23 protein-coding genes are annotated in these 22,032 nt (G+C 65.3%); 13 read left to right on the top strand and 10 right to left on the bottom strand.

Features of this window, described 5'->3' with window-relative positions:
- Nucleotides 1-20: 20 nt before the first annotated feature.
- Complete coding sequence (locus H0S73_RS03700; protein WP_181050889.1) at nucleotides 21-956, top strand: DUF1775 domain-containing protein; 936 nt, start codon at nucleotides 21-23, stop codon at nucleotides 954-956.
- A gap of 15 nt (nucleotides 957-971) precedes the next feature.
- A complete protein-coding gene (locus H0S73_RS03705; RefSeq protein ID WP_181050890.1) occupies nucleotides 972-1,628 on the top strand; it encodes an SCO family protein in 657 nt (218 codons plus the stop codon).
- A 101-nt stretch (nucleotides 1,629-1,729) separates the two neighbouring features.
- Here the strand turns inward: H0S73_RS03705 and H0S73_RS03710 are convergent, their stop codons facing one another.
- From H0S73_RS03710 to tesB, 3 genes are all read right to left on the bottom strand, one after another.
- Nucleotides 1,730-3,073 carry an ammonium transporter gene (locus H0S73_RS03710; protein ID WP_181050891.1) on the bottom strand — a complete coding sequence of 448 codons (1,344 nt, stop codon included), beginning with the start codon at nucleotides 3,071-3,073 and terminating at the stop codon, nucleotides 1,730-1,732.
- A 35-nt stretch (nucleotides 3,074-3,108) separates the two neighbouring features.
- A complete protein-coding gene (locus H0S73_RS03715) occupies nucleotides 3,109-3,447 on the bottom strand; it encodes a P-II family nitrogen regulator (RefSeq protein WP_181050892.1) in 339 nt (112 codons plus the stop codon).
- Nucleotides 3,448-3,654: 207 nt separating this feature from the next.
- Nucleotides 3,655-4,515: an acyl-CoA thioesterase II gene (tesB, locus tag H0S73_RS03720; RefSeq protein ID WP_181050893.1), complete on the bottom strand. Its 861-nt coding sequence runs from the start codon at nucleotides 4,513-4,515 to the stop codon at nucleotides 3,655-3,657.
- Between the two features lie 190 nt (nucleotides 4,516-4,705).
- On the opposite strand from tesB, the gene H0S73_RS03725 reads away from it, so the two are divergent.
- Both H0S73_RS03725 and H0S73_RS03730 read left to right on the top strand, forming a co-directional pair.
- Nucleotides 4,706-5,971 carry a ubiquinone biosynthesis hydroxylase gene (locus H0S73_RS03725; protein ID WP_181050894.1) on the top strand — a complete coding sequence of 422 codons (1,266 nt, stop codon included), beginning with the start codon at nucleotides 4,706-4,708 and terminating at the stop codon, nucleotides 5,969-5,971.
- A gap of 103 nt (nucleotides 5,972-6,074) precedes the next feature.
- Nucleotides 6,075-8,303 carry a hypothetical protein gene (locus tag H0S73_RS03730; RefSeq protein ID WP_181050895.1) on the top strand — a complete coding sequence of 743 codons (2,229 nt, stop codon included), beginning with the start codon at nucleotides 6,075-6,077 and terminating at the stop codon, nucleotides 8,301-8,303.
- Nucleotides 8,304-8,374: 71 nt separating this feature from the next.
- Here the strand turns inward: H0S73_RS03730 and ppa are convergent, their stop codons facing one another.
- The 3 genes from ppa to acnA form a co-directional block, all read right to left on the bottom strand.
- Nucleotides 8,375-8,908: an inorganic diphosphatase gene (ppa, locus tag H0S73_RS03735; RefSeq protein ID WP_009490622.1), complete on the bottom strand. Its 534-nt coding sequence runs from the start codon at nucleotides 8,906-8,908 to the stop codon at nucleotides 8,375-8,377.
- Nucleotides 8,909-9,190: 282 nt separating this feature from the next.
- Complete coding sequence (locus H0S73_RS03740; protein ID WP_181050896.1) at nucleotides 9,191-9,697, bottom strand: GNAT family N-acetyltransferase; 507 nt, start codon at nucleotides 9,695-9,697, stop codon at nucleotides 9,191-9,193.
- 337 nt (nucleotides 9,698-10,034) lie between these two features.
- Nucleotides 10,035-12,740, bottom strand: a complete 2,706-nt coding sequence (gene acnA / locus H0S73_RS03745; protein ID WP_181050897.1) for an aconitate hydratase AcnA — start codon at nucleotides 12,738-12,740, stop codon at nucleotides 10,035-10,037.
- A gap of 229 nt (nucleotides 12,741-12,969) precedes the next feature.
- Between acnA and ccmA the strand changes: the two genes are divergently transcribed.
- A complete protein-coding gene (gene ccmA, locus H0S73_RS03750) occupies nucleotides 12,970-13,623 on the top strand; it encodes a heme ABC exporter ATP-binding protein CcmA (protein WP_181050898.1) in 654 nt (217 codons plus the stop codon).
- Nucleotides 13,620-14,288 (top strand): heme exporter protein CcmB, encoded by a 669-nt coding sequence (gene ccmB / locus H0S73_RS03755; protein ID WP_181050899.1) that lies wholly within the window; start codon nucleotides 13,620-13,622, stop codon nucleotides 14,286-14,288. Before ccmA ends, ccmB begins: the two co-directional genes overlap by 4 nt.
- A 12-nt stretch (nucleotides 14,289-14,300) precedes the next feature.
- On the opposite strand, the gene H0S73_RS03760 is transcribed toward ccmB, so the two are convergent.
- Nucleotides 14,301-14,978, bottom strand: a complete 678-nt coding sequence (locus tag H0S73_RS03760) for an ArsR/SmtB family transcription factor (RefSeq protein ID WP_181050900.1) — start codon at nucleotides 14,976-14,978, stop codon at nucleotides 14,301-14,303.
- Between the two features lie 77 nt (nucleotides 14,979-15,055).
- On the opposite strand from H0S73_RS03760, the gene H0S73_RS03765 reads away from it, so the two are divergent.
- Nucleotides 15,056-15,385 carry an NIPSNAP family protein gene (locus H0S73_RS03765; RefSeq protein WP_181050901.1) on the top strand — a complete coding sequence of 110 codons (330 nt, stop codon included), beginning with the start codon at nucleotides 15,056-15,058 and terminating at the stop codon, nucleotides 15,383-15,385.
- Nucleotides 15,382-15,747 carry an antibiotic biosynthesis monooxygenase family protein gene (locus tag H0S73_RS03770; protein WP_181050902.1) on the top strand — a complete coding sequence of 122 codons (366 nt, stop codon included), beginning with the start codon at nucleotides 15,382-15,384 and terminating at the stop codon, nucleotides 15,745-15,747. Before H0S73_RS03765 ends, H0S73_RS03770 begins: the two co-directional genes overlap by 4 nt.
- Here H0S73_RS03770 and H0S73_RS03775 read toward each other — a convergent pair.
- Nucleotides 15,731-16,720, bottom strand: coding sequence for a M23 family metallopeptidase (locus H0S73_RS03775; RefSeq protein ID WP_181050903.1), 990 nt, complete (start codon nucleotides 16,718-16,720; stop codon nucleotides 15,731-15,733). The genes H0S73_RS03770 and H0S73_RS03775 overlap by 17 nt on opposite strands.
- A 190-nt stretch (nucleotides 16,721-16,910) precedes the next feature.
- Here H0S73_RS03775 and H0S73_RS03780 point away from each other — a divergent pair, with 190 nt between their 5' ends.
- The 3 genes from H0S73_RS03780 to H0S73_RS03790 are packed head-to-tail and all read left to right on the top strand — an operon-like array spanning nucleotide 16,911 to nucleotide 18,381.
- Nucleotides 16,911-17,651, top strand: a complete 741-nt coding sequence (locus tag H0S73_RS03780; protein WP_181050904.1) for a heme ABC transporter permease — start codon at nucleotides 16,911-16,913, stop codon at nucleotides 17,649-17,651.
- A gap of 3 nt (nucleotides 17,652-17,654) precedes the next feature.
- A complete protein-coding gene (gene ccmD / locus H0S73_RS03785; protein ID WP_181050905.1) occupies nucleotides 17,655-17,810 on the top strand; it encodes a heme exporter protein CcmD in 156 nt (51 codons plus the stop codon).
- Nucleotides 17,803-18,381, top strand: a complete 579-nt coding sequence (locus H0S73_RS03790) for a DsbE family thiol:disulfide interchange protein (protein ID WP_181050906.1) — start codon at nucleotides 17,803-17,805, stop codon at nucleotides 18,379-18,381. Before ccmD ends, H0S73_RS03790 begins: the two co-directional genes overlap by 8 nt.
- On the opposite strand, the gene H0S73_RS03795 is transcribed toward H0S73_RS03790, so the two are convergent.
- The gene (locus H0S73_RS03795; protein WP_181050907.1) at nucleotides 18,347-18,835 is read right to left on the bottom strand and encodes a YaiI/YqxD family protein; all 489 of its coding nucleotides are present in this window, start codon (nucleotides 18,833-18,835) and stop codon (nucleotides 18,347-18,349) included. The genes H0S73_RS03790 and H0S73_RS03795 overlap by 35 nt on opposite strands.
- Before the next feature lie 137 nt (nucleotides 18,836-18,972).
- Between H0S73_RS03795 and H0S73_RS26230 the strand changes: the two genes are divergently transcribed.
- The gene (locus tag H0S73_RS26230; RefSeq protein ID WP_181050908.1) at nucleotides 18,973-20,316 is read left to right on the top strand and encodes an adenylate/guanylate cyclase domain-containing protein; all 1,344 of its coding nucleotides are present in this window, start codon (nucleotides 18,973-18,975) and stop codon (nucleotides 20,314-20,316) included.
- Between the two features lie 3 nt (nucleotides 20,317-20,319).
- On the opposite strand, the gene H0S73_RS03805 is transcribed toward H0S73_RS26230, so the two are convergent.
- The gene (locus H0S73_RS03805) at nucleotides 20,320-20,946 is read right to left on the bottom strand and encodes a thioredoxin domain-containing protein (RefSeq protein WP_181050909.1); all 627 of its coding nucleotides are present in this window, start codon (nucleotides 20,944-20,946) and stop codon (nucleotides 20,320-20,322) included.
- A gap of 184 nt (nucleotides 20,947-21,130) precedes the next feature.
- Between H0S73_RS03805 and H0S73_RS03810 the strand changes: the two genes are divergently transcribed.
- Nucleotides 21,131-22,030 (top strand): protein-L-isoaspartate O-methyltransferase family protein, encoded by a 900-nt coding sequence (locus tag H0S73_RS03810; RefSeq protein WP_181050910.1) that lies wholly within the window; start codon nucleotides 21,131-21,133, stop codon nucleotides 22,028-22,030.
- The last annotated feature ends 2 nt before the right edge of the window (nucleotides 22,031-22,032 follow it).

Consider the following 22,032-nt stretch of genomic DNA (forward strand, 5'->3'; position numbering starts at 1 on the left):
ATTCCGCAAGGACTCATTTCATGACTACGTCACGCATTGGCGCGCTTGTCGCCGCCCTCATGCTGTCCACGCCCGCCTTCGCCCATGTCACCTTCGAAGACGGCCAGACGGCGCCGAACTCCACCTACAAGGCGGTCCTGCGCATTCCCCATGGTTGCGACGGCAAGGCCACCCTCAAGGTCCGCGTCCGCATCCCGGAAGGCATCATCGCGGTCAAGCCCATGCCCAAGCCCGGCTGGAAGCTGGAGACCGCCAAGGGCTCCTACGTGAAGGCCTATCAGCTCTCCGGCGAGGCCGTCACGGAAGGCGTCACCGACATCGTCTGGACGGGCTCCCTCGACGATGCCTATTACGACGAGTTCGTGTTCCAGGCCCGCTTCACCGATGCCTTCCAGCCCGGCGCGACGGTCTATTTCCCCGTCGTGCAGGAATGCGACGGCGCAACCGCGGAATGGACCCAGGTGCCGGCTGCGGGCGAGGATCCGCACAGCCTGAAATCGCCAGCGCCCGGCGTGCGGATCGCCGGAACCGCCACAGCCCCGCAGGCCGTGAAGGCCGGTACGCTCAGTCTCGAACAGGCCTGGTCGCGGGCGACCCCGGGCGGCGCCAAGGTCGGCGGCGGCTATGTGAGCATCACCAACACGGGTGCTGCGCCCGACCGGCTGATCGGCGGCTCGTTCCCGCTCGCCTCCAAGGTCGAGGTGCACGAGATGCGTCTCGACGGCGACGTGATGCGCATGAAGCCGGTCGAGGGTGGGCTCGAGATCAAGCCCGGCGCCACGGTCGAATTGAAGCCGGGTGGACTCCATCTCATGTTCATGGACCTGAAGGAGCCGCTGAAGGAAGGGCAGACCGTCAAGGGCACGCTCGTCTTCGAGAAGGCCGGTCCCGTCGAGGTGGAATACGCGGTGCGCGGCATGGGCGGCGGGGCCGCGCCGGCCGAGCACAAGCACTAGCCCGGGAGATCGGCCATGACCATCAAACGCCTCCTCGTGCCGCTCCTGGTCTTCACCGCCGGCCTCCTGGTGCTGGTCGTGACGGCGGGCCTGCTGCTGTTCCCCTCGCAACAGCAGCAGAGCGCCGGCAAGGTGCCCATCGGCGGCCCGTTCAAGCTCACCAGCCATGAGGGGAAGCCGTTCACGCAGGACAACCTGAAGGGCAAGCCCTTCGTGGTCTTCTTCGGCTTCACCCATTGCCCGGAAGTCTGCCCGACCACCCTCTACGACCTGACCCAGGACATGGCGGCCCTGGGCAAGGATGCGGACCGGCTCCAGGCCGTCTTCATCACGGTGGATCCCGCACGCGACACGCCGGAGCTGATGAAGACCTATCTCTCCTCCTTCGACCCGCGCATCGTCGGCCTGTCGGGAACCGAGGAGGAGATCGCCGCGGCGGCGCGCGCCTACAAGATCTACTACCGCAAGGTGCCGACCGAGGGACAGGACTACACCATGGACCACTCGGCGACCCTGTTCCTGATGGACAGCAAGGGCGAGTTCTACGGCACGTCCAACTTCCAGGAGCCGGAGGAGACCCGGCGGGCGAAGCTGCGGCAGCTGATCAAGAACGGGGAAAATCTCATCGCCGTCATTCCGGGGCACCGCAGGCGAACCCGTAAGGACGCTTGAGGGCAAATAGGAAAAGCCCCGGCCGCTCGGACCGGGGCTTTCCACGTGAGCCTCTGGAAGGCTTCTTGCCGGATCGCTCGGGCCGAGCGATCCGGGTGATCTCAATAATTGTAGGCGCGCTCGCCGTGGTCCGCGAGGTCGAGGCCTTCGCGCTCCTGGTCCTGCGTGACGCGCAGGCCGACGATCAGGTCGGTGATCTTGTAGAGCACCACGGAGCCGATGCCGGTCCAGACCAGGGTGATCGCCACGGCGATGATCTGGGTCCAGACCTGGCCGCCGATCGAGTACTCGCCGACGCCGGTGCCACCGAGCGACGGAGCCGCCACGATACCGGTGCCGATAGCCCCGATGATGCCGCCGACGCCGTGGATGCCGAAGACGTCGAGGGCGTCGTCATAGCCGAGCGCGTTCTTCACGCCGGTGACGGCGAAATAGCAGACCGCGCCGGCCACGAGGCCGAGCACGATGGAGCCCATGGGACCGGAGAGTCCGGCGGCCGGCGTGATGGCCACGAGGCCGGCGACCGCGCCCGAGGCGATGCCCAGCAGCGAGGCCTTGCCCTTGCCGAGGGCTTCCACAGTCATCCAAGCGAGGCCGGCGGCGGCCGGAGCCAGGATGGTGTTGATGAGCGCGAGGGCGGCACCTCCCGTGGCCTCGAGGTTGGAACCGGCGTTGAAGCCGAACCAGCCGACCCACAGAAGGCAGGCGCCGACGAAGGTGAGCGTCAGCGAATGCGGAGCGAGCAGGTCGCGGCCGTAGCCGATGCGCTTGCCGATCATGAGGGCGCCGACGAGGCCGGCGACGCCGGAATTAATGTGAACGACCGTGCCGCCCGCGAAGTCGAGGGCGCCGAGGCCGAAGAGATAGCCTTCCGAGAACCACACCATGTGGGCGATCGGGAGATACACGAAGGTCAGCCACAGGCCGGTGAAGATCATCACGGCTGAGAACTTGATGCGCTCGGCGAAGGCGCCGACGATCAGGGCAGGGGTGATGGCCGCGAAGGTCAGCTGGAACGCGATGAAGGTGAATTCCGGAATCGCCACGCCCTTGGTGAAGGTGTCGGCCGTGGAAGCCCCGTTGATGCCGGCGAGGAACGCTTTGGAAAAGCCGCCGATGAAGGCGCCGATGCCCTCGCCGCCGGACGTGAAGGCGAGCGAGTAGCCGTAGAACACCCACAGGATGGCCACCAGGCTGAACACGGAGAAGACCTGCATCAGCACGGACAGCATGTTCTTGGTGCGCACGAGGCCGCCGTAGAACAGGGCAAGGCCCGGAATCGTCATGAGGATGACGAGGATCGTCGAGACGAGCATCCAGGCGGTGTCACCCTTGTCGACCGTGGGAGCCGTAGCAGCGGCGTCTTGCGCCAGGGCAGGGTCGAGCGCCGCGAGGCTCGAAGCCAGCGCGCCGAGCGCCGGCAGGAGGAGAGGACGGAACTTCATCGGATCTAAACTCCGGAATGATCGAAGGAATGGAATCAGAGAGCGTCGATGTCGGTTTCGCCCGTGCGGATGCGGACCGCCTTCTCGAGCGAGGTGACGAAGATCTTTCCGTCGCCGATCTGGCCCGTGCGCGCGGCTGCCGTGATCGCGTCGATCACCTGGTTCACCATCTCGCTCGCCACGGCCACCTCGATCTTCAGCTTTGGCAGGAAGCTCACGGCATATTCGGCGCCGCGATAGATCTCTGTATGCCCCTTCTGCCGTCCGTATCCCTTCACCTCGGTCACGGTGAGGCCGTGCACGCCGAGAGCGGTGAGCGCGTCGCGCACCTCCTCCAGCTTGAACGGCTTGATGACCGCCATCACGATTTTCATGGGTCAGGCCCCCTTTGAGACGTCCGCCCAACAATCCGGGCAGCGGTTTCCAACGTGAACCCGGCCTCATGGACGGGTGTCGGGGTGATCTACGCAAGAAACATGCCAAGCCTTGCCCGGCTTGTGCAAAGGGCTTCTGCCTCTTTGCTAGGCAGCCGAAGCTGGGCTATAAAACGGCCTCATTGATGAATTTTTGGGCAGACTCTGTCAGGTCCGGCGCTCGCGGATGAGGCCTTCCTGGGCGACCGAGGCCACGAGCGTGCCGTCCTGCTTAAAAATGAGCCCGCGCGAGAAGCCGCGGGCGCCGCCGGCGCTCGGGGTATCCTGCGCATACAGCAACCACTCGTCGGCCCGGAACGGCCGGTGGAACCACATGGCGTGATCCAGGCTCGCAGGCTGGATATTCGGATCGAACACCGTCCGGCCATGGGGGAAGAGGGACGTGTCGAGGAGCGTCATGTCGGAGGCATAGGCCAGGACGCTTTGGTGAATGGCCGGATCGTCGGGCAGGCGGCCGAGGGTCTTGATCCAGACATGGAAGCGCGGCTCGCCCGGATCGCGGGAGGTGTAGCGGTTGATCTCCACGGGACGAATCTCGAGCGGACGCTCGCGCTCGTAATAGGTGCGCATCGGCTCGGGCATCTGCAGGAGGAGCCGGCCCTTCACGTCCTCCTCGCTCGGGAGTTCGTCGGGGCCCGGTACCTTCGGCATTTCGGCCTGATGTTCGAAACCCTCCTCCTCGCGCTGGAACGAGGCCGACATGGAGAAGATCGCCTGCCCATGCTGGATCGCCAGGACCCGGCGGGTGGTGAAGCTCTTGCCATCGCGGATGCGGTCCACCTCGTAGATGATCGGAACCTTGGGATCGCCCGGCAGCATGAAATAACCATGAAGCGAATGGGGATGGCGCCCCTCGACCGTGCGGGTCGCAGCCACCAGAGACTGCCCGATCACCTGCCCGCCAAACACGCGTTGCCAGCCGCTCTTCGGGCTCTGGCCGCGAAACAGGTTCACCTCGAGCGGTTCGAGATCGAGGATGGAGAGGAGATCGGAGACAGCACGGGACATGGGTTCAAGGTCCTTCGATCGGCGACAGCCATCCATCGGTGAGTGCTTCGAGAAGGTCAAGCTTGACGCTGGCCGATGATTGGCCGACACCCACCTATAACGTCCGGAACCGGAGAATTTCCCGGGCGGATGCACTTTCGGACCGTGAGAGTGTTTCCCTCACCGGACAAGGCCTTGGGGAGTAGGAATCATGAGCGCAGCGACGGGGATGGAGCGGCCGCGCATCGTCATTGCGGGCGGGGGCCTCGCGGGTCTGTCCCTGGCGCTGGCGCTGAAGAAGGCGCTCGGCGACGGGATCGGCGTGGTCATGTGCGATCCTGCCCTCAAACGCGATCCGCACGGAGACAAGCGCTCCTATGCGATTGCTGCTGCGGCGCGGCGGATGCTGACGGCGCTGGGGACCTGGAATCAGGTCGCCGACAGGGCCCAGCCGATCCTCGACATGGTGATCACCGACAGCCGCCTGCAGGACCCGGTGCGGCCGACCTTCCTCACCTTCGCGGGCGACGTGGACGGGCACGAGCCCTTCGCCCACATGATCACGGCGGGCGACCTGACCGCCGCCCTGCTGGAGGCCTGCCGGGAGGTCGGGATCGATCTCAGGGCCGAGGGCGTGAAGGGCTTCGCCCTGCATGGCGCCCATACGGAGGTGTCCCTGACGAACGGCGACAGCCTGCGGGCCTCGCTGCTCGTGGCTGCCGACGGCGCGCGCTCGCGCCTGCGGGAGCAGGCGGGCATCGGCTGGATTTCCTGGCCCTACCACCAATCCGGCATCGTGGCGACCATTGCCCATGAGCGCGATCACGAGGGAAGGGCCGTCGAGCATTTCCTGCCCTCCGGCCCTTTCGCGATCCTGCCGCTGAAAGCCGAGCCGCAGGCCGACGGCAGCCTCAGGCACCGTTCGTCCATCGTCTGGACCGAGCGCGCCGAGAACGTGCCGGCCCTGCTGGATTCGCCTCCGGACGATCTCCTCGCCGAACTCGAGCGCCGCTTCGGGCTGCAGCTCGGCAGACTCGCATTCGAGACGAGGCCTCAGGCCTTCCCCCTGTCCTTCGGAGTCGCCCGCTCCTTCGTGGGCGAGCGGCTGGCGCTCCTGGGCGACGCGGCCCACGTGATCCACCCGATCGCCGGCCAGGGGCTCAATCTCGGCCTGCACGATGCGGCGGTGCTCGCCGAGATCGTGACCGACGCCCTGCGCCTCGGCATGGACCCCGGCGCGGCCGACGTGCTCGACCAGTATGAACGGGCGCGCCGCGCCGACATCACGGCGATGGGCCTGATGACGGATGGCCTCAACCGCCTGTTCTCGAACGACATCCTGCCCGTGCGCCTGATCCGCGACCTCGGCCTCGGCCTCGTCGACCGGATGCCGGGCCTGAAGCGCTTCTTCATCCGCGAGGCGGCCGGCCTGCGCGGCGGCGAAGCGCCGCGGCTGTTGAGGGGCGAGACTCTCTGAAAAGGCCGCCGGAAGGATCCTCGACGGGCGCAAAAGCGGCTTTTTTATCGTTACTTGATAACATATAAGATCCTCATGACCGGTTCCGGTTCGAGGATCCACCATGACTGAAATCTACAAAGCCATTCTCCAGAGTTCCGACCTCTCGGGCGGAGTCGACAACCAGACCCAGTACAAGCATCTGACGGCCGAGGCAGGGACGACCTTTCTCGGATGGAGCATATCCGATCCCGACAGCGATGCCGGCGGCATCAAGGCGACCGCCAGCCACCGCCTCATCGTCGCCTATGACATCACTTTGAGCGTCAAGCTGAACGCGCTTGAGTTTTCGGGGGTGAGCAACACCGTCTACAACGAAGGAAAGATCGCCTCTAGTACCGGAACCGGCGTGCGCTTCTCTGGCACCGGGACCCACTCTGTCAGCAATGTCCTGCGCGGAACCCTTCCGACGAGTGCCGCCAACCTGGATTCTCTGCAGGGCGGGAGCATTTCCGGCGTCGTCGGGATCGCCCTGACGCCATTGGGCAGTACCTCCAACCGCCTGGACCTCTTCAACTCGGGTCTCATCCAGGCGTCCTCCGGCACGATCATCATCGGCGGGGCAGGCGACGACCGGGTCATCAATGCCGGGCTGTTCCTGACGAGTGCCGCCGACGGCTCTCTCCTCGTCGACCTGAAGAACGGCAAGAACTTTTACGATGGGACGGCCGGAACCTACTTGGCCTCTCCAGGCACTACCTTGAGCGTCACGATCAAGGGAGGATCTGCCGACGATACGTTTTATGGCGCCGCCTCCGGCGAAACCTTCATCGGAGGAACGGGCGTCAACATCATCAACGGCGGCAGTTCCACCAGCGCCACACAGAAAGACACGGTCGATTATTCGTGGGCGTCAGCGGCGCTCAATGTCAGCCTGGAGCGCACCTTCTCGCAATGGACCGGCGTGTCGACCGATCTACTGGTCAACATCGAAAATCTCACCGGCGGCGCCTTCGACGATACGCTCACCGGAGACAGCTATGCCAACGTGCTCAAGGGCGGGGCGGGCAACGACACCCTTGAGGGTGGCTACGGCGACGACGTGCTCGACGGTGGCAGCGATGCAAACGAAGTCAACACGGCGCGTTATACGGGCAGCCTGGCTACGACCGTCGATCTCACAACTCAGGGACCCCAGAACACCGGCTACGGCTCCGATACGCTGATCAATATCCGCAACGTCGAAACCGGCGGAGGAGCGGACAAGCTGAGTGGGGATGCCAAGGACAACCTCTTCAAGAGCGGCGCCGGCAACGACAGGCTTGAGGGTCGTGGCGGCAAGGACACGCTCCAGGGCGAAGCCGGCGCGGACACCCTCGTGGGCGGCGCAGGCGACGACACGCTGGACGGCGGCTCCGGCGAGGATACGGCGGAGTTCTCCGGCAACCGCGCCAACTACACTTGGAGCAAGAATTACGCGGACGGCAGCTACACGATCGTCGACAACACGGGTCAGGACGGCACCGACCTTCTCAAGGACATCCGCCTCTTGAAATTCGCCAATGGCACGGTTGCGCTCTCCAACGCTGCGCCGTCGGCTATCTTCCTCTCGACCTCAAGCATTTCGGAAACGGCCGCGCCGGGCAAGGTCGCGGATATCTACGGTTCCGATGCCGACGGCGACACCTTGACTTACACGTTGGTGGACAGCGCCGGGGGCCTGTTCTCAATCGACGGGGAAAAACTCATCCTGAATGGCACGCTCGATTACGAGATGGCGAAGCAGCACGTCATCACGGTCAAGGCCACGGACCCTTATGGCGGCGAGTTCACCAAAGTCATCACGCTCAGCGTCCGCAATGTGAACGAGTCCACGCCGCTCGTCCTCAGTGGGACCAAGAACGCCGACACTTTGTCGGGCGAATCCGGTAATGATCGTCTCTCGGGGCTCGCTGGAAACGATTATCTCTACGGGAATAATGGTAACGACACGCTCGTGGGCGGCAACGGCATCGACGCCATGTTCGGCGGCGCTGGCAAGGACGTGTTCGTCTTCGACACCAAGCCCAACGTGAAGACGAATGTCGAATATCTCTACGACTTCAACCCTGCAGACGACACGATCCACCTGAAGCTGTCCGCCTTCAAGGGCGTCGGCAAGAAGGGTGGACTGTCGAAATCTGCGTTCTGGGCCGGCGACAAGGTGCACGATTCGAACGACCACATCCTCTACAACAAGAAGACAGGCGCCCTCTTCTTCGACCCGGACGGCACCGGCTCCAAACCGGCGCTGCAGATCGCCGTCATGCCCAAGAACCTCAAGCTGACGCACAAGGACTTCCTTATCGTCTGACAGAGGTCCTGACCCTCAAACGACAAAGGCCGGGCTCGCGCCCGGCCTTTTCGTGAGAAACCGCCAGCTTCTCAGCCCTGCTTCTTCGCCCGCTCGATCGCCTCGACGATCAGGCGGCGGGCCTCTTCGGCGTCGCCCCAGCGGATGATCTTGGCCCATTTGCCGGGCTCCAGGTCCTTGTAGTGCTCGAAGAAGTGCTCGATCTGCTTGATGGTGATCTCGGGCAGATCCGTATAGGTCGCCACCCGGTCGTAGCGCTGGGTCAGCTTGCTCGACGGAACGGCGATGATCTTCTCGTCCTGGCCGCCGTCGTCCTCCATCACCAGAACGCCCACGGGGCGCACGTTCATGACGGCGCCCGGCGCGATGGCGCGGGTGTTGGCGACAAGCACGTCGCAGGGATCGCCGTCGCCCGAGAGCGTGTGAGGGATGAAGCCGTAATTGCCCGGATACCGCATGGAGGTGTAGAGGAAGCGGTCGACGAAGAGCGCGCCGGATTCCTTGTCCATCTCGTACTTGATGGGCTCGCCGCCGAGGGGCACTTCGATCACGACATTCACGTCGTCCGGCGGGTTCTTTCCAATCTTGATCGCGTCAAGGCGCATAGAGCTGTTCTCCGGAACAAGGCTTGAAGCATCGTCCCGGGTCGGGCCGCCTCCTGACGAGGAGACAGGCCGTCATACCGGACGATGCGGCAAAAGCTCGTTTTGAGAGCGGCTTGAACCCTTTAGGCCGAAAGGCCGCTTTCTGAAGCTTGGACGCTTCACTAGAGCATTGAGGTCAAAAGGGGAACCCACTTTTCGGCACCATCGGGCATAGCGCACGACAGGAAGCGGGGCCGTCAGCAGGTCCGGCAACAACGATTCGGATCGGCCTCCGGGACGCTCTCACCGGAACAGATAGGCGACCTTGGCAAGCGGCGTTCCGCCGATCCGCTCCTCGACCCGCGCGATCGTCCGCCCGCCCATGCCCGCGTAGAAGGCGCAGGCGCGCTCGTTGGCCTCGAGCGCCCAGACCACGATCCTGTCCATCCCGCGCGCTTTCAGGTCGTTGCGCACTGCGTTGAACAGGCGCCGCCCGAAGCCGACGCCCTGGTATTCCGGCAGCAGGTAGAGTTCGTCGATCTCCCCGTTCGCCGGCAGCGACCGGTCGCGGCAGCGGCCGTAGGAAGCGTAGCCGACGGCGCCCTGGCCCATGTCGAGCACCACCAGCGGACGCCCGCGCGCCACCGTGGAGCTCCACCAGCGCGCGCTGCGCCGGGCGAACATCTTGTCGAGGGTCACTCCCGGGATAATGCCGAGATATGCCTCTCGCCAGGCAGCATCGAAGACCCGCGAGAGCGCCTGGGCATCCCCGGACTTGGCGTGACGGATACTGACGAGAAGGTCGCTCATCGCATTAGCAAAGGGTCAGAGAAGCAATAATATCAGTTTCCCCGTGAAAGGGTTAACGGCGCCTTAACGAAATGGGAAGACCGACGGTGAAAGCGTGGCATTCTCAGCAAATCCAGAGCGTTGAGGAAAGGGCCATAGTGACGCAAGCCGGCTATCGACAAGCCATTCCCAACGGAACGTCCGCGACAGAAAGACCGGCGCGGTCTCGCATGACGCAATCTCCGACAGCAGGGAAGCGGCGACGAAACAAACGGGGCGCTTCATCACTGAAGCGCCCCGTTTGTTTCGGATGGATGGCCCGCTCCTCATCCCAAGAGCGGGCCGCTTGTTTCGTGCTTTACGCCGCGAGCTGGCGCAGGACGTAGTGCAGGATGCCGCCGTTGCGGAAGTACTCGACCTCCTCCAGCGTATCGATGCGGCAATGCACCGGCACCTTGCGCACCGATCCGTCGGAGGAGGTGACTTCCATCTCCATACGCTGGCGCGGCTTCAGTTCGCCGGCGAGACCCTTGATGGTGACGGTCTCGTCGCCCTTCAGGCCGAGCGTCTCCCAGGACGTGCCCTGCTCGAACACGAAGGGAGCGACACCCATGCCGACCAGGTTCGAGCGGTGGATGCGCTCGAAGCTCTCGGCGATGACGGCGCGCACCCCGAGCAGGTTCGTGCCCTTGGCCGCCCAGTCGCGCGACGAGCCGGTGCCGTATTCCTTGCCGGCGAGGACGACCAGCGGAACGCCCTCTGCCTTGTAGCGCATGGCCGCGTCGTAGATGAACATCCGCTCGCCGGAGGGCTGGTGGATGGTATAGCCGCCCTCGACCACGTGGCCGCTCTCGTCCTTCACCATCTGGTTCTTGATGCGGATGTTGGCGAAGGTGCCGCGCATCATGACTTCGTGGTTGCCGCGACGGGTGCCGTACTGGTTGAAGTCGGCGACGCGCACCTGGTGAGCCTGCAGGTATTCACCGGCCGGCGATGCGGCGCGGATGTTGCCTGCGGGCGAGATGTGGTCGGTGGTGATCGAATCCTGGAAGAGGCCGAGGATGCGCGCGTTCAGGATGTCCGTGACCGGCTTCGGCTCCTTGGTCATGCCCTCGAAGTAAGGCGGGTTCTGTACATAGGTGGAACCCATGTCCCACTCGTAGGTGAGGCCCGGCTCGAAGGTGACCTTCTTCCAGTTCTCGTCGCCCGAGAACACGTCCGCGTAGCGGGTCTTGAACAGCTCGCTCGTGATCGTGCGGTCGATGAAGTCCTGCACCTCGGCCGAGGAGGGCCAGATGTCCTTCAGGTACACCGGCTTCCCGTCCGAGCCCGTGCCCAGCGGATCCTTGGTCAGGTCCACCAGCATGGAGCCGGCGAGCGCGTAGGCCACCACAAGCGGAGGGGAGGCGAGGTAGTTGGCGCGCACGTCCGGGTTCACGCGGCCTTCGAAGTTGCGGTTGCCCGAGAGCACCGACACGGCCACGAGGTCGTTGTCGTTGATCGCCTTCGAGATGTTCTCCGGCAGCGGGCCCGAATTGCCGATGCAGGTGGTGCAGCCGAAGCCGACGAGGTTGAAGCCCAGCGCATCGAGGTCACCCTGAAGGCCGGCCTTCTTGAAGTATTCCTCGACGATCTGCGACCCAGGCGCGAGCGAGGTCTTCACCCACGGCTTGGAGGTCAGGCCCTTGGCGACGGCGTTGCGGGCCAGAAGGCCGGCGCCGATCATCACGCTCGGGTTCGAGGTGTTGGTGCAGGAGGTGATCGCCGCGATCACCACGTCGCCGTGGCCGAGATCGTAATTGGCGTCGTCCACCTTCACGCGCTTTCCGATTTCACCCGCCTTGCGGAATTCCTTCTCCATGGCGCCGAGGAATTCAGGTTTCGAGGTGTCCAGCGTCACGCGGTCCTGCGGGCGCTTCGGGCCGGCGAGCGAGGGAACCACGTCGCCGAGGTCGAGCTCGAGGGTGTCGGTGAAGACCGGATCCGGCGTCTCGGGGGTGAGCCACATGCCCTGGGCCTTGGCATAGGCCTCGACGAGGGCCACGCGCTCATCGGTGCGGCTGGTGGTGCGCAGGTAATCGATGGTCTTCCGGTCGATGGGGAAGAACCCGCAGGTGGCGCCGTATTCGGGAGCCATGTTGCCGATGGTCGAGCGGTCGGCCACCGACATGTCGGTGAGGCCGGGGCCGTAGAATTCCACGAACTTGCCGACCACGCCCTTCTTGCGCAGCATCTGGGTGACGGTGAGCACCAGGTCGGTGGCGGTCACGCCCTCTTTAAGCTTGCCGGTGAGCTTGAAGCCGATGACTTCGGGGATGAGCATGGAGACCGGCTGGCCGAGCATGGCGGCCTCCGCCTCGATGCCGCCCACGCCCCAGCCGAGAACGGCGAGGCCGTTGACCATGGTGGTGTGCGAATCGGTGCCGACCAGGGTGTCCGGATAGGCGGTCTCTTCACCGGTCGCCGTATCCTTGCGGGTCCAGACGGTCTGGGACAGGAATTCCAGGTTCACCTGGTGGCAGATGCCGGTGCCCGGGGGAACGACGGAGAAGTTTTCGAAAGCGGTCTGGCCCCACTTGAGGAAGCGGTAGCGCTCGCCGTTGCGCTGGTATTCCAGCTCCACGTTGCGGTCGAAGGCCTTCGGGGTGCCGAACTCGTCGACGATCACCGAGTGGTCGATCACGAGGTCGACCGGGACGAGCGGGTTGATCTTGCGCGGGTCGCCGCCGAGGTTCTTCATGGCGTCGCGCATGGCCGCGAGATCGACCACGGCCGGAACGCCGGTGAAATCCTGCATCAGGACGCGGGCGGGGCGATAGGCGATTTCCTTCTCGTCCTTGCCCTTGTTGTTCAGCCATGCGGCCACGGCCTCGATGTCGGCTTTGGTGACCGTGCGGCCGTCTTCGTAGCGGAGCAGGTTCTCGAGCAGCACCTTCATGGAGAAGGGCAGCTTCGAGGCGCCTTTCAGGCCGTTCTTCTCGGCCTCGACGAGGGAGTAATAGGTATAGGACTTGTCGCCGACATGAAGTGTCTGGCGGGCATTGAAGCTGTTGTTGAGCGTCACGGCGAATCCTCGCGTGCATTTGGGTTACGAACATGTGTTCGGCCGAAAGCGCGATAAGCGCGCGCCGCTCCGGGGGCGCCCGGACAGGGGAGAAGCGCGCGAGACGGATTGGACGCCTTGGCGCGCGGCGCAGCCAGGGGTGCTATAGATCATTTCGAACCATCCCGCTACACGGTTTAGAACCATTCTGGGGTGCAATGAGGGCAGGGGTCCGGGTTTGGGACAGGGTTTGCGTCTGAGCGTTAACGATTTGGCCTGCGAACGGGGGGAGCGCCGAATCTTCCAGGGCGTTTCCTTCGTGCTCGAATCCGGCGAGGCCCTCGTGATCACCGGCCGCAACGGCGCGGGCAAATCCACCCTGCTGGATTTGCTCGCCGGGCGTCTGACACCCGCCGGCGGCAAGATCCTCTGGGAAGGCGCGGGCGAGCGCACGCTCGCCGAATGCCTGCATTACGTGGGCCATCGCGATGCCCTCAAGAGCGCGCTCACGGCAGAGGAGAACCTGACCTTCGCGCGAGACTTCCTCGGGCACCCGGCGATGAAGCCGGGAGAGGCGCTCGATGCCGTGGGCCTCGCCCACGCGGCCCGGCTGCCGGTGGCCTATCTCTCGGCCGGGCAACGGCGTCGCGTCGCGCTGGCCCGGCTCCTGGTGGCCGAACGTCCGCTCTGGCTTCTCGACGAGCCGACCTCGGCCCTCGATACCGCGTCCCAGGAAACCCTGCGCCTCCTGCTTGAGAAACATCGCGAAGCCGGCGGCATGATCGCGGCTACGACCCATTCGCCGCTGTTCCTGAGGGATGCGAAGGAAATCAGGATCGAACGCGTTATCCGTTCCTCTGCGAGGGTGGACGCCGAGCACGGTGAGGCGGGAGAAGCTCCATGATCAGCTCCTTCCGCGCCCTCCTGATCCGCGACCTGAAGCTCGCCGCCCGCGTGGGCGGGTCGGGCGTCATGGGGCTCATCTTCTTCCTCATGATCGTGACGCTGATCCCCTTCGCGCTCGGGCCCGACCTCAACCTGCTCTCGCGCATCGGCCCGGCGATCCTCTGGATCGCCGCCCTGCTCGCGACGCTGATCGGCCTCGACCGGCTGTTCCAGGCCGATCAGGAAGACGGCTCCCTCGATCTTTTGAGGCTCTCGCACGCCCCCTTGGAAATCGTCGTGCTGGCAAAGGTTTTAGCCTATTGGCTCGTCACCGGCTTGCCGCTCGCCATCGCGGCGCCGTTCCTGGGCCTGCTGGTGGCGCTTTCGCCGGAAGGCATGCTCGCCATAGTGGCGACCCTGCTGGTGGGAACGCCCGCGCTCACCTTCATCGGCGCGGTTGGGGCCGCGCTCACCGCGTCCCTGCGGCGCGGCGGGTTGATTCTGGCGATTCTGGTCCTGCCCTTCATGATCCCGACCCTGATCTTCGGCGTGTCGGCCGCCAATGCCGCCCTGGGCGGCACGATCCCGTTCGCGACGCCGTTCCTGATCCTGGCCGCCCTGTCGCTGATCGCCGCCGTGGTCGGGACGATCGGAGCCGCCGCCGCTCTGCGGTCTGGGGAGTAGAAAGCCTTTCGATCAGGCGGGGCTGAAAGCCGTATCGAACTGCGCCGTTCCCTCGCAGGTGAAGGTGAGAACGCGCCCAGTCCCGCGCCGGACCCAACCCCGGTCGGTCATGCGGGATAGGATCGCGGCCCCCAGGGCGCCGCCCAAGTGGCTGTGGCGCTCGCTCCAGTCGAGGCAGGCGCGGCAGACGGGCCGGCGGCCCTTTTCGAGCCGCGTGAGATCGATGCCGAAATCGGCGAAGAAAGCGCGGCCCTTAGGCGTAAGGACCAGGTCGTGCCCGCCCTCGATGAGGCCCCGGCGCAGTGCGCCCTTCAGGAGCGCGACGCCGCGCTCCCCGGCGAGATGGTCGTAGCAGACCCGGGCGGACCGGAGCGCCGCGTCCTTCGGGCCGGTCCTGACCCGGGTGGCACCCGTGCGCTGGGCGAGACCCATCAGGGCTTCGAGCACCTGGGCCACGTCCGGACCCGAGAGGCGGAAATAGCGGTGCCGCCCCTGCTTCTCCGCCGTGAGCAGGTTGGCGGCATCAAGCTTGGCGAGATGGCCGCTGGCCGTCTGGAGGGTCACCCCCGCCGCTTCCGCGAGTTCGCTCACGGTGAGCGCCCGCCCGTCCATGAGGGCGGTGAGGATGTTGGCGCGGGCCGGATCGCCGAGGAGCGCGGCCACGGAGGCGATGACGGGACCTTCTTTCATACTTCGATCATAGCCGAACCATCGATGTAGAACAATCGGCTATGCCGGGCGTGTTCCAGACACCCGGAAGGTTCAAGATGATCCCCTGCTTCATTCGTTACGAGATCGCCCCGTTCAAGGTGCCCGCCTTCGAGGAATATGCCCGCAACGGGGGCCAGGCCATTCCCCGCTGCGGCGCGGACCTCATCGGCTATTACGCGCCGCACGAAGGTTCCGCCACGACCGCCTATGGCCTCTACAACATCAGGAACCTCGCCGAGTACGAGGCCTATCGCGAGCGCCTGAAAAATGATCCGATGGGCCGGGCCAACTACGAATTTGCCAAACGAGAACAGTTCATCCGCCGCGAGGACCGGATCTTCCTGCGGCTGGCCTCGACCCCTCATGCGGAGCTGATCAAACCATGATCGCTGTGATCTTCGAAGTCTGGCCGGAAGGGGATGAGGGCAAGCGGGATTATCTCGGTCTCGCGGCGGCGCTGCGCTCCGACCTGATGGAGATGGACGGGTTCATCTCCATCGAGCGCTTCCAGAGCCTGACCGAGCCGGGCAAGCTCCTGTCGCTCTCGTTCTGGCGCGACGAGGAGGCCGTGCGGGCCTGGCGCAACCTGCCCTCCCACCGCTCCACGCAAGGGGCAGGCCGGGCCGGTGTCTTCCGCGATTACCGCCTGCGGGTCGCGGGCGTGATCCGCGATTACGGACTGAACGAGCGCGAGCAGGCGCCGGCGGACAGTCGGGCGGCGCATGACGGCCTTATGGCCTCAGGCTGATCCCGAAGGCCTGCTCGATGGCGGGCTTTCCGTCCCGCTCGACCCGGTAGACGGCGCGGTAGAGCCCGGGACGGAAACCGCCCTGCGGCTGCTTCACACCGGCAAAGGCCATCCATTGCGCCTTGGCCCGGTCGAGGGGCGGAGCCTTGTTCTGGGCCATCGGCTTGCCGTCAGGATCGAACAGGGTGAGGGTCTGAACATCTCCGCCTTTCAGACCGATGGCGCGGACGAAGGCCACGAGGGCAGGGGACCTCGTCGTCGGGATATCCTGTTCGGCCGCGCCGGATTCGATGGCGTCCATGGTCACGGGACCGGGGGCGAAGCCCTTGTTGAGGACGCTGCCGCCCTGATAGGCGAGGGTGCGCTGGAGCGAGGCCTCCCAGAGCGATGTGCCGCCGCCGCAGGACTTCTCCGGCGCGCCATAGGCGAAGGGATCGACGGGCTTGCCGTCCTTGCGCAGGGTGAAGTGCAGGTGCGGGAATTCCGTCATGCCCGACAGGCCGATCTTCCCGATCCGGTCGCCGGCTTTCACCGGATCGCCCGGCTTCACCGCGAGGCTGCCCTTCGCCATGTGGCAGTACTGCGCCTCCCAGCCGTTGCCTTGATCGATCAGAGCGCCGTTGCCGCATTCGGTGCTGGCGACGCTCTCCCGGCCTCGCCCGGACAAGGAGACGTCCTCGACGCCGTCACGGACCCGCAGCACCTTGCCGTCGGCCGCCGCGATCACATCGATTCCGGCCCTCTGGGCCGCCATGGTCGGCACCCGGATATCGGTGCCGTCATGGGCGTCGTAGGTGAGGGTGCCGCATTGATAGTCGCTCGCGGCCGGCGACGGGTCGCGGTCCACGTAATGCTGGATGAAGCAGGTCCGGCCGATCTCGCAGGCGACGGGCAGGCGTAAGGAAATGTCCTGCGCGACCGCCGGAAGCGCGACGAGAGTAAGGCCGACGAGGCTCGTGAATCCAAGGCGCATGACCGCTCCGCAACAATGATGCGGGAGTATAGGCTGGATCATGAGGCGGATGAAGGGCAGGTCCTACGCAGAATTCCGGAATGCCCAGCGCCGCCTGAACCACCTAAAAGCCCCATTCTGGCGAAAACGTTATACGGCTTGCGGCGATGTCTCCGTTGCAGGTGCAATTCAAGACCGCTACATCGAACCCATGATCCGTGAGCTTGCCAATCCGACCCGCTTCATGAGCCTCAGCGGCACGCTCCTGCCGTGGGTGGGAGGCCTGGCGGCGCTCGTCATGGCCGCCGGGCTCTACATGGTCTGGTTCACGGCTCCGGCCGATTACCAGCAGGGCGAGACGGTCAAGATCATGTATATCCACGTGCCGGCCGCGTGGCTGTCCCTGTTCTTCTACATGATCATGGCAAGCTCCGCGCTGGGCACCCTCGTGTGGCGGCACCCATTGGCCGACGTGTCGCAGAAGGCGGCTGCGCCCATCGGCGCCGCCTTCACGCTGATCTGCCTCGTCACCGGCTCGCTCTGGGGCAAGCCCATGTGGGGCACCTATTGGCAATGGGACGCGCGGCTGACGTCGATGCTGGTGATGCTGCTCATCTATCTCGGCATCCTGGCGCTCTGGCGCGCCATCGAAGAGCCGAACCGGGCTGCCCGGGCCGTGTCGATCCTGACCCTCGTGGGCGCGGTGAACGTACCCATCGTCAAATTCTCCGTCGATTGGTGGAACACCCTGCACCAGCCGGCCTCCGTGTTCCGCCTCGGCGGGCCGACGATCCATTCCTCCATGCTCGTGCCGCTCCTTGTCATGGCCGTCGCCTTCACGTTGGTCGGCGTGGCGCTGCATCTCTCCGGCATGCGCACGGAGATCCTGCGCCGCCGGGTGCGCACGCTCACCATCCTCGAGGCCGAGCGCCTCGACGCACAGGCCGCCTGAACGATGTCGCACACGTTCTTCATCGCATTCTCCTACATCCTGACGGCGCTGGTGGTCGCAGGATTGATCCTGCGCGCGGTGATCGACCATCGCATCCAGGTCCGCGCGCTGGCCGAGCTCGAATCGCGTGGCATCGGCCGGAGGTCACGCCGTGGCTGACGTCGTCGAGCGCCCGCGCTCCCGCCTGATCTTCCTGCTGCCCGCGCTCGTCTTCGGCGCGTTGGTGGTGCTCTTCGGCGTACAGCTGATTTCAGGAAAAAACCCGGCCGAGGTGCCATCGGTCCTGATCAACAAGCCCGTGCCGATCTTCACCCTCGCGCCTCTCGAAGGCCTGCGGGCCAATGGCCAACCCGTGCCCGGCTTCTCGAACGAGGACCTCAAGGGCCGCGTGACGGTGGTGAATGTCTGGGCGTCCTGGTGCGCCCCCTGTCGACAGGAGCATCCGCTGCTGGTGGATCTTGCCAAGGACCCGTCGATCCGCGTGGTCGGCATCAACCAGAAGGACAACCCGGACAACGCCCGCCGTTTCCTCGGCGCGCTCGGCAATCCCTATGCCGCCGTCGGCGTCGACCCTAACGGCCGCGCCTCCATCGACTGGGGCGTCTACGGCGTGCCCGAGACCTTCATCGTCGGTCCGGACGGCACCATCCGGTACAAGCATATCGGCCCGCTGACGCCGGAGAATTTTGCAGGTTTCAAGGAGCGCCTGAGCCAAATCCCGCGCGCTTGAGTCGGTTGATTGCCACATCGAGAGCGGAGAGGAAGGTCGAGCGGTCTTTCTGCGAAAACGGTTTCGGCCCGCCCGTCACCTCGCCCATGGCGCGCAGGTCCTCCATCAGGTTGCGGCTGGCGAGCGCCATGCCGACGGAAGCCTCCGTGAAGGGTTTTCCGGTCGGGCCGATCACGTCGGCACCGGCCTTCACGCAGCGGCTCGCCAGAGGAATGTCGGCGGTGATCACGATGGCGCCGCGCCGCGCGCGCTCAGCGATCCAGTCGTCGGCCGCGTCGAAGCCCGAACCCACCACAACCCGCTCGATCAGCGGATCCTGCGGCACTTGCAGGAAGGCGTTCGACACCACGAAGACCTTGACGCCGTGCCGTCCGGCGACGCGGTAGATTTCAGGCTTCACCGGGCAGGCATCCGCATCCACGTAGAGGGTGATCGGTTGGACCATCTCGTTCATAGGCCATATATTCCTGTGGGATGCGGGGACGCCGCCGGGATCTTTCCGGCTGCTCACGAGGGCATAACCGATCCGTAATGGGCTTTGAGTCACGTGTCGACTGGACCATATCCATCCTGGAGAGCAGAAAGAACCCCGTGACTCCCCGATCCCGCATCCGCGCCGCGCTGGGCCTGATCGACAGGCTGCGGACATCTCCCTCCTTAAGCGATGCCACGCATAGGCTGATCCGCGAGGCCGATACGGGGGCGCTTCAGCGCGCCGGGCTCGCGCGCATGGTCACGGCCGGGCTGCTGCTCATGGCCGTCCTGGTCACCACGGCGGGCGTCGAGCTCACCAATCCCATCGCGCTCAGGCAGATCTGGGCGGCCGAGCTGACGCTGATCCTCTTCGGAGCTTTGGGCTGGGGGGGCGCCTGGCTTGCGTCGAGACGGATCGGCATCGAGAAGCTGCCGGTCATCACGGCCGTGGTCGATGCGTGTCTCGTCCTCGGCAATCTCGGCTATACCCATTGGGGCCTCGGCATTCCCGGAAGCCTGTTCTCGGTGTTTCCGGTCGCCTGGGTCGTGCCGATCACCATGGCGGCGGCGGCCATTCACTACCAGCCCCGGCTCCAGGCCTTCGTGGCGGCGATCTATGTGATCGGTCTTTCGCTGCTCGCCTTCGGCAGCGGGTATCTGAGCCCGGCCGACCGCCAGGAGGATCTGGCGGAGATCGTCGGCGTGTTCTCGGCCCAGGCCAACATGGTCCGCGTCGTCATGGTGTTCGCCGCCGCCCTGATCCTGATCCTGGTGGCGCGCCAGGGCCGCCTCATGCTGGAGCGGGCCGTGCGGGAGACGACCCTGCGCGTGACGCTCACCCGCTACCTGCCGCGGGAACTGGCGCCGATCCTCACCGACCAAGCCTTCGCGTCCCTGCGGCAGGGACGGCGCATTCCGGTGACCCTGCTCTTCGTGGACATCCGCGCCTCGACCACCTTCGGCGAGACCATGGAGCCGGCGCAGCTTGCGGTCTTCATCACGTCGTTCCGCCGCCGCGTCCTGAGGGCGGCCTCCCGGCACGGAGGCGTCATCGACAAGTTCACCGGCGACGGCGCCCTCATCCTGTTCGGCGTGCCGGGAGCCGGAGACGACGATGCGCGCCGGGCGCTCGCCTGCGGCCGCACTCTCCTGACCCTGATCGACCGCTGGAACGCCAAGCGCGGCTTCAACCCGCCGGTGCGCATCGGCATCGGCATCCACACGGGCGACGTGTTCTGCGGAGTGGTGGGGGACGAGAGCCGGCTCGAATTCACGGTGGTCGGCGAGACGGTCAACATCGCCTCGCGCATCGAGCAGGCCACGAAGACGGTGGATTGCGAACTTCTCGCCTCGCAGGAAACCGTCGTGGCGGCGGGCGAGGAAGACCATTGGGTCGAGGTTGCCTGCGACCCCCTGCCGGGGGTCACGCGCAAGATGGTGCTGATGAAGCCGGCCGGCTGAGGTTCACCCTCTCGCCCGTGCGATCGCCTCGCGCTTCTGCTCCAGGCTCATGCCGCCGATATAGGCTTCCGTCCCGATCAGGAAGGAAGGCGTCGCCACGAGGCCGAGATCGCTGCCTGTCGCGAAGGCGTCCTTCATCCAGCCGGTGGTCTTGTCGCTGTTGGCGATTTCGGTCACCCGCTTCCGGTCGCCGCCGAGCTTTTCCGCCTCCGCCAGCGCCCGCTCGCCGTCCACCGTGCCGCGCAGGGAGAACAGGGCGAGATGCAGGGGCAGGTAGCGCTCGGGACCGTAAAGCTGCAGATAGGCCAGGGCCGCGCGGGTCGCCGCAACCGATTGCGGGCTCAGCACGGCGAAGTTCACCAGCATGTAGGACAGCTCGGGTTCCGCCTTCAGCAGGTCGGGCAGGCTCTGCGCCGAACGTTTGCACCAGGGGCAGTTGTAGTCGAAATACTCCACCATGATCACGTCGCCGTGCTGGTGGCCGATGCGCACGATCGACGGGAGGTTCAGGGCGTTCTCGATCAGCTCCACCGGGATCATCTGCGGCTCCGGCGCGGATTGCGCAAAGGCGGAAGCCCTCGTGCCGGACAGGGCGAGACCGGCGAGAAGAACGCGGCGGGACAGGATCATGAACGATACTCTCGTGAGGTAAGACCCTCGTGCCGGTCGAACATGGCGATGGCAAGGCCAAGGTTCTTTTTCTCGCGGACTCGTGAGAGGCAAGGCATGGGCTTCATACCCGTGGACCAGGGCTTCGTTATCAGGTCGCGTTGAGCCATGATCACCCCCACAATCGTTCGACCGGGGAGAGCCGATGGAGTCCGTTTTCAACGAGCATGAATTGGCCGTGATCCGGCGGGCTTTCGCAAAGCAGATTATGGCCCTTTCAGGTACCGAGGCCGATGCCCCGCTCGAAGAGGCGTTCGCGGCGGTTCCACGCGAGCGTTTCCTGGGGGATCCGCCCTGGCAGATGTCGCGTGTACCGAGAGGGTACGAGGCCGTGCTTTCCCATGATCCTGCCGTTCTTTACCAGGACACTTTGTTCGCCCTCCTGTCCCATCGCGGCGTCAACAACGGCAGTCCATCGCTCCATGCGCGCTGGCTTCATGCAATGGCTTTGCGCGAGGGGGAGCGCGTCGCCCATCTGGGTGCCGGTAGCGGCTATTATACGGCCATCATGGCTCAACTCGTCGGAAGCCAGGGCCATGTTTATGCCGTCGAGTTCGATTCGGCTCTTGCCGAACGCGCCCGGGCGAGCCTCTCGGATACGTCCAATGTCACTGTGATCGAAGGTGATGGAGCCGAATGGCCGCGTGAAGGCGTCGATGCGGTCTATGTCAACTTCTCGGTGGAACGGCCTGCCGACGCGTGGATCGACTGCTTGCAGGCGGATGGCCGGCTCATCTTTCCGCTCGGCGTTCCCCGTCCGAAACCCAGCCCCTCGGGCGGCACCCATTCCCTCTATGGGGCCGGGCTGTGCGTCACGCGTAAGAACGACGATCTGTCGGTGCGTTGCCTCGGACCGGCCTCCTTCGTCTGCGCGGAGGGCCGGCTGTCGCCGGGAGGCCCCGAGCGCGAGGTGCTGCATGCCGCTTTCGAACGCAGCGGCATCGAATTCGTGCGCAGCCTGATATGGAAACGAAATGCTCCACCTGGGCGGTGCTGGTTTACGGGATCCGGTTGGGCCCTGTCCTATGACGAGATCGCCGGATGACG

The sequence above is a fragment of the Microvirga mediterraneensis genome, from assembly GCF_013520865.1.
Taxonomy (GTDB): Bacteria; Pseudomonadota; Alphaproteobacteria; order Rhizobiales; family Beijerinckiaceae; genus Microvirga; species Microvirga mediterraneensis.

What these genes read in the sequence shown, in the direction of transcription:
- H0S73_RS03700 (WP_181050889.1), top strand. Translation starts at nt 21, where the DNA reads ATGACTACGTCACGCATTGGCGCGCTTGTCGCCGCCCTCATGCTGTCC.
- H0S73_RS03705 (WP_181050890.1), top strand. Translation starts at nt 972, where the DNA reads ATGACCATCAAACGCCTCCTCGTGCCGCTCCTGGTCTTCACCGCCGGC.
- H0S73_RS03710 (WP_181050891.1), bottom strand. Translation starts at nt 3,073, where the DNA reads ATGAAGTTCCGTCCTCTCCTCCTGCCGGCGCTCGGCGCGCTGGCTTCG.
- H0S73_RS03715 (WP_181050892.1), bottom strand. Translation starts at nt 3,447, where the DNA reads ATGAAAATCGTGATGGCGGTCATCAAGCCGTTCAAGCTGGAGGAGGTG.
- tesB (WP_181050893.1), bottom strand. Translation starts at nt 4,515, where the DNA reads ATGTCCCGTGCTGTCTCCGATCTCCTCTCCATCCTCGATCTCGAACCG.
- H0S73_RS03725 (WP_181050894.1), top strand. Translation starts at nt 4,706, where the DNA reads ATGAGCGCAGCGACGGGGATGGAGCGGCCGCGCATCGTCATTGCGGGC.
- H0S73_RS03730 (WP_181050895.1), top strand. Translation starts at nt 6,075, where the DNA reads ATGACTGAAATCTACAAAGCCATTCTCCAGAGTTCCGACCTCTCGGGC.
- ppa (WP_009490622.1), bottom strand. Translation starts at nt 8,908, where the DNA reads ATGCGCCTTGACGCGATCAAGATTGGAAAGAACCCGCCGGACGACGTG.
- H0S73_RS03740 (WP_181050896.1), bottom strand. Translation starts at nt 9,697, where the DNA reads ATGAGCGACCTTCTCGTCAGTATCCGTCACGCCAAGTCCGGGGATGCC.
- ccmB (WP_181050899.1), top strand. Translation starts at nt 13,620, where the DNA reads ATGATCAGCTCCTTCCGCGCCCTCCTGATCCGCGACCTGAAGCTCGCC.
- H0S73_RS03760 (WP_181050900.1), bottom strand. Translation starts at nt 14,978, where the DNA reads ATGAAAGAAGGTCCCGTCATCGCCTCCGTGGCCGCGCTCCTCGGCGAT.
- H0S73_RS03765 (WP_181050901.1), top strand. Translation starts at nt 15,056, where the DNA reads ATGATCCCCTGCTTCATTCGTTACGAGATCGCCCCGTTCAAGGTGCCC.
- H0S73_RS03770 (WP_181050902.1), top strand. Translation starts at nt 15,382, where the DNA reads ATGATCGCTGTGATCTTCGAAGTCTGGCCGGAAGGGGATGAGGGCAAG.
- H0S73_RS03775 (WP_181050903.1), bottom strand. Translation starts at nt 16,720, where the DNA reads ATGCGCCTTGGATTCACGAGCCTCGTCGGCCTTACTCTCGTCGCGCTT.
- H0S73_RS03780 (WP_181050904.1), top strand. Translation starts at nt 16,911, where the DNA reads ATGATCCGTGAGCTTGCCAATCCGACCCGCTTCATGAGCCTCAGCGGC.
- ccmD (WP_181050905.1), top strand. Translation starts at nt 17,655, where the DNA reads ATGTCGCACACGTTCTTCATCGCATTCTCCTACATCCTGACGGCGCTG.
- H0S73_RS03795 (WP_181050907.1), bottom strand. Translation starts at nt 18,835, where the DNA reads ATGAACGAGATGGTCCAACCGATCACCCTCTACGTGGATGCGGATGCC.
- H0S73_RS03805 (WP_181050909.1), bottom strand. Translation starts at nt 20,946, where the DNA reads ATGATCCTGTCCCGCCGCGTTCTTCTCGCCGGTCTCGCCCTGTCCGGC.
- H0S73_RS03810 (WP_181050910.1), top strand. Translation starts at nt 21,131, where the DNA reads ATGGAGTCCGTTTTCAACGAGCATGAATTGGCCGTGATCCGGCGGGCT.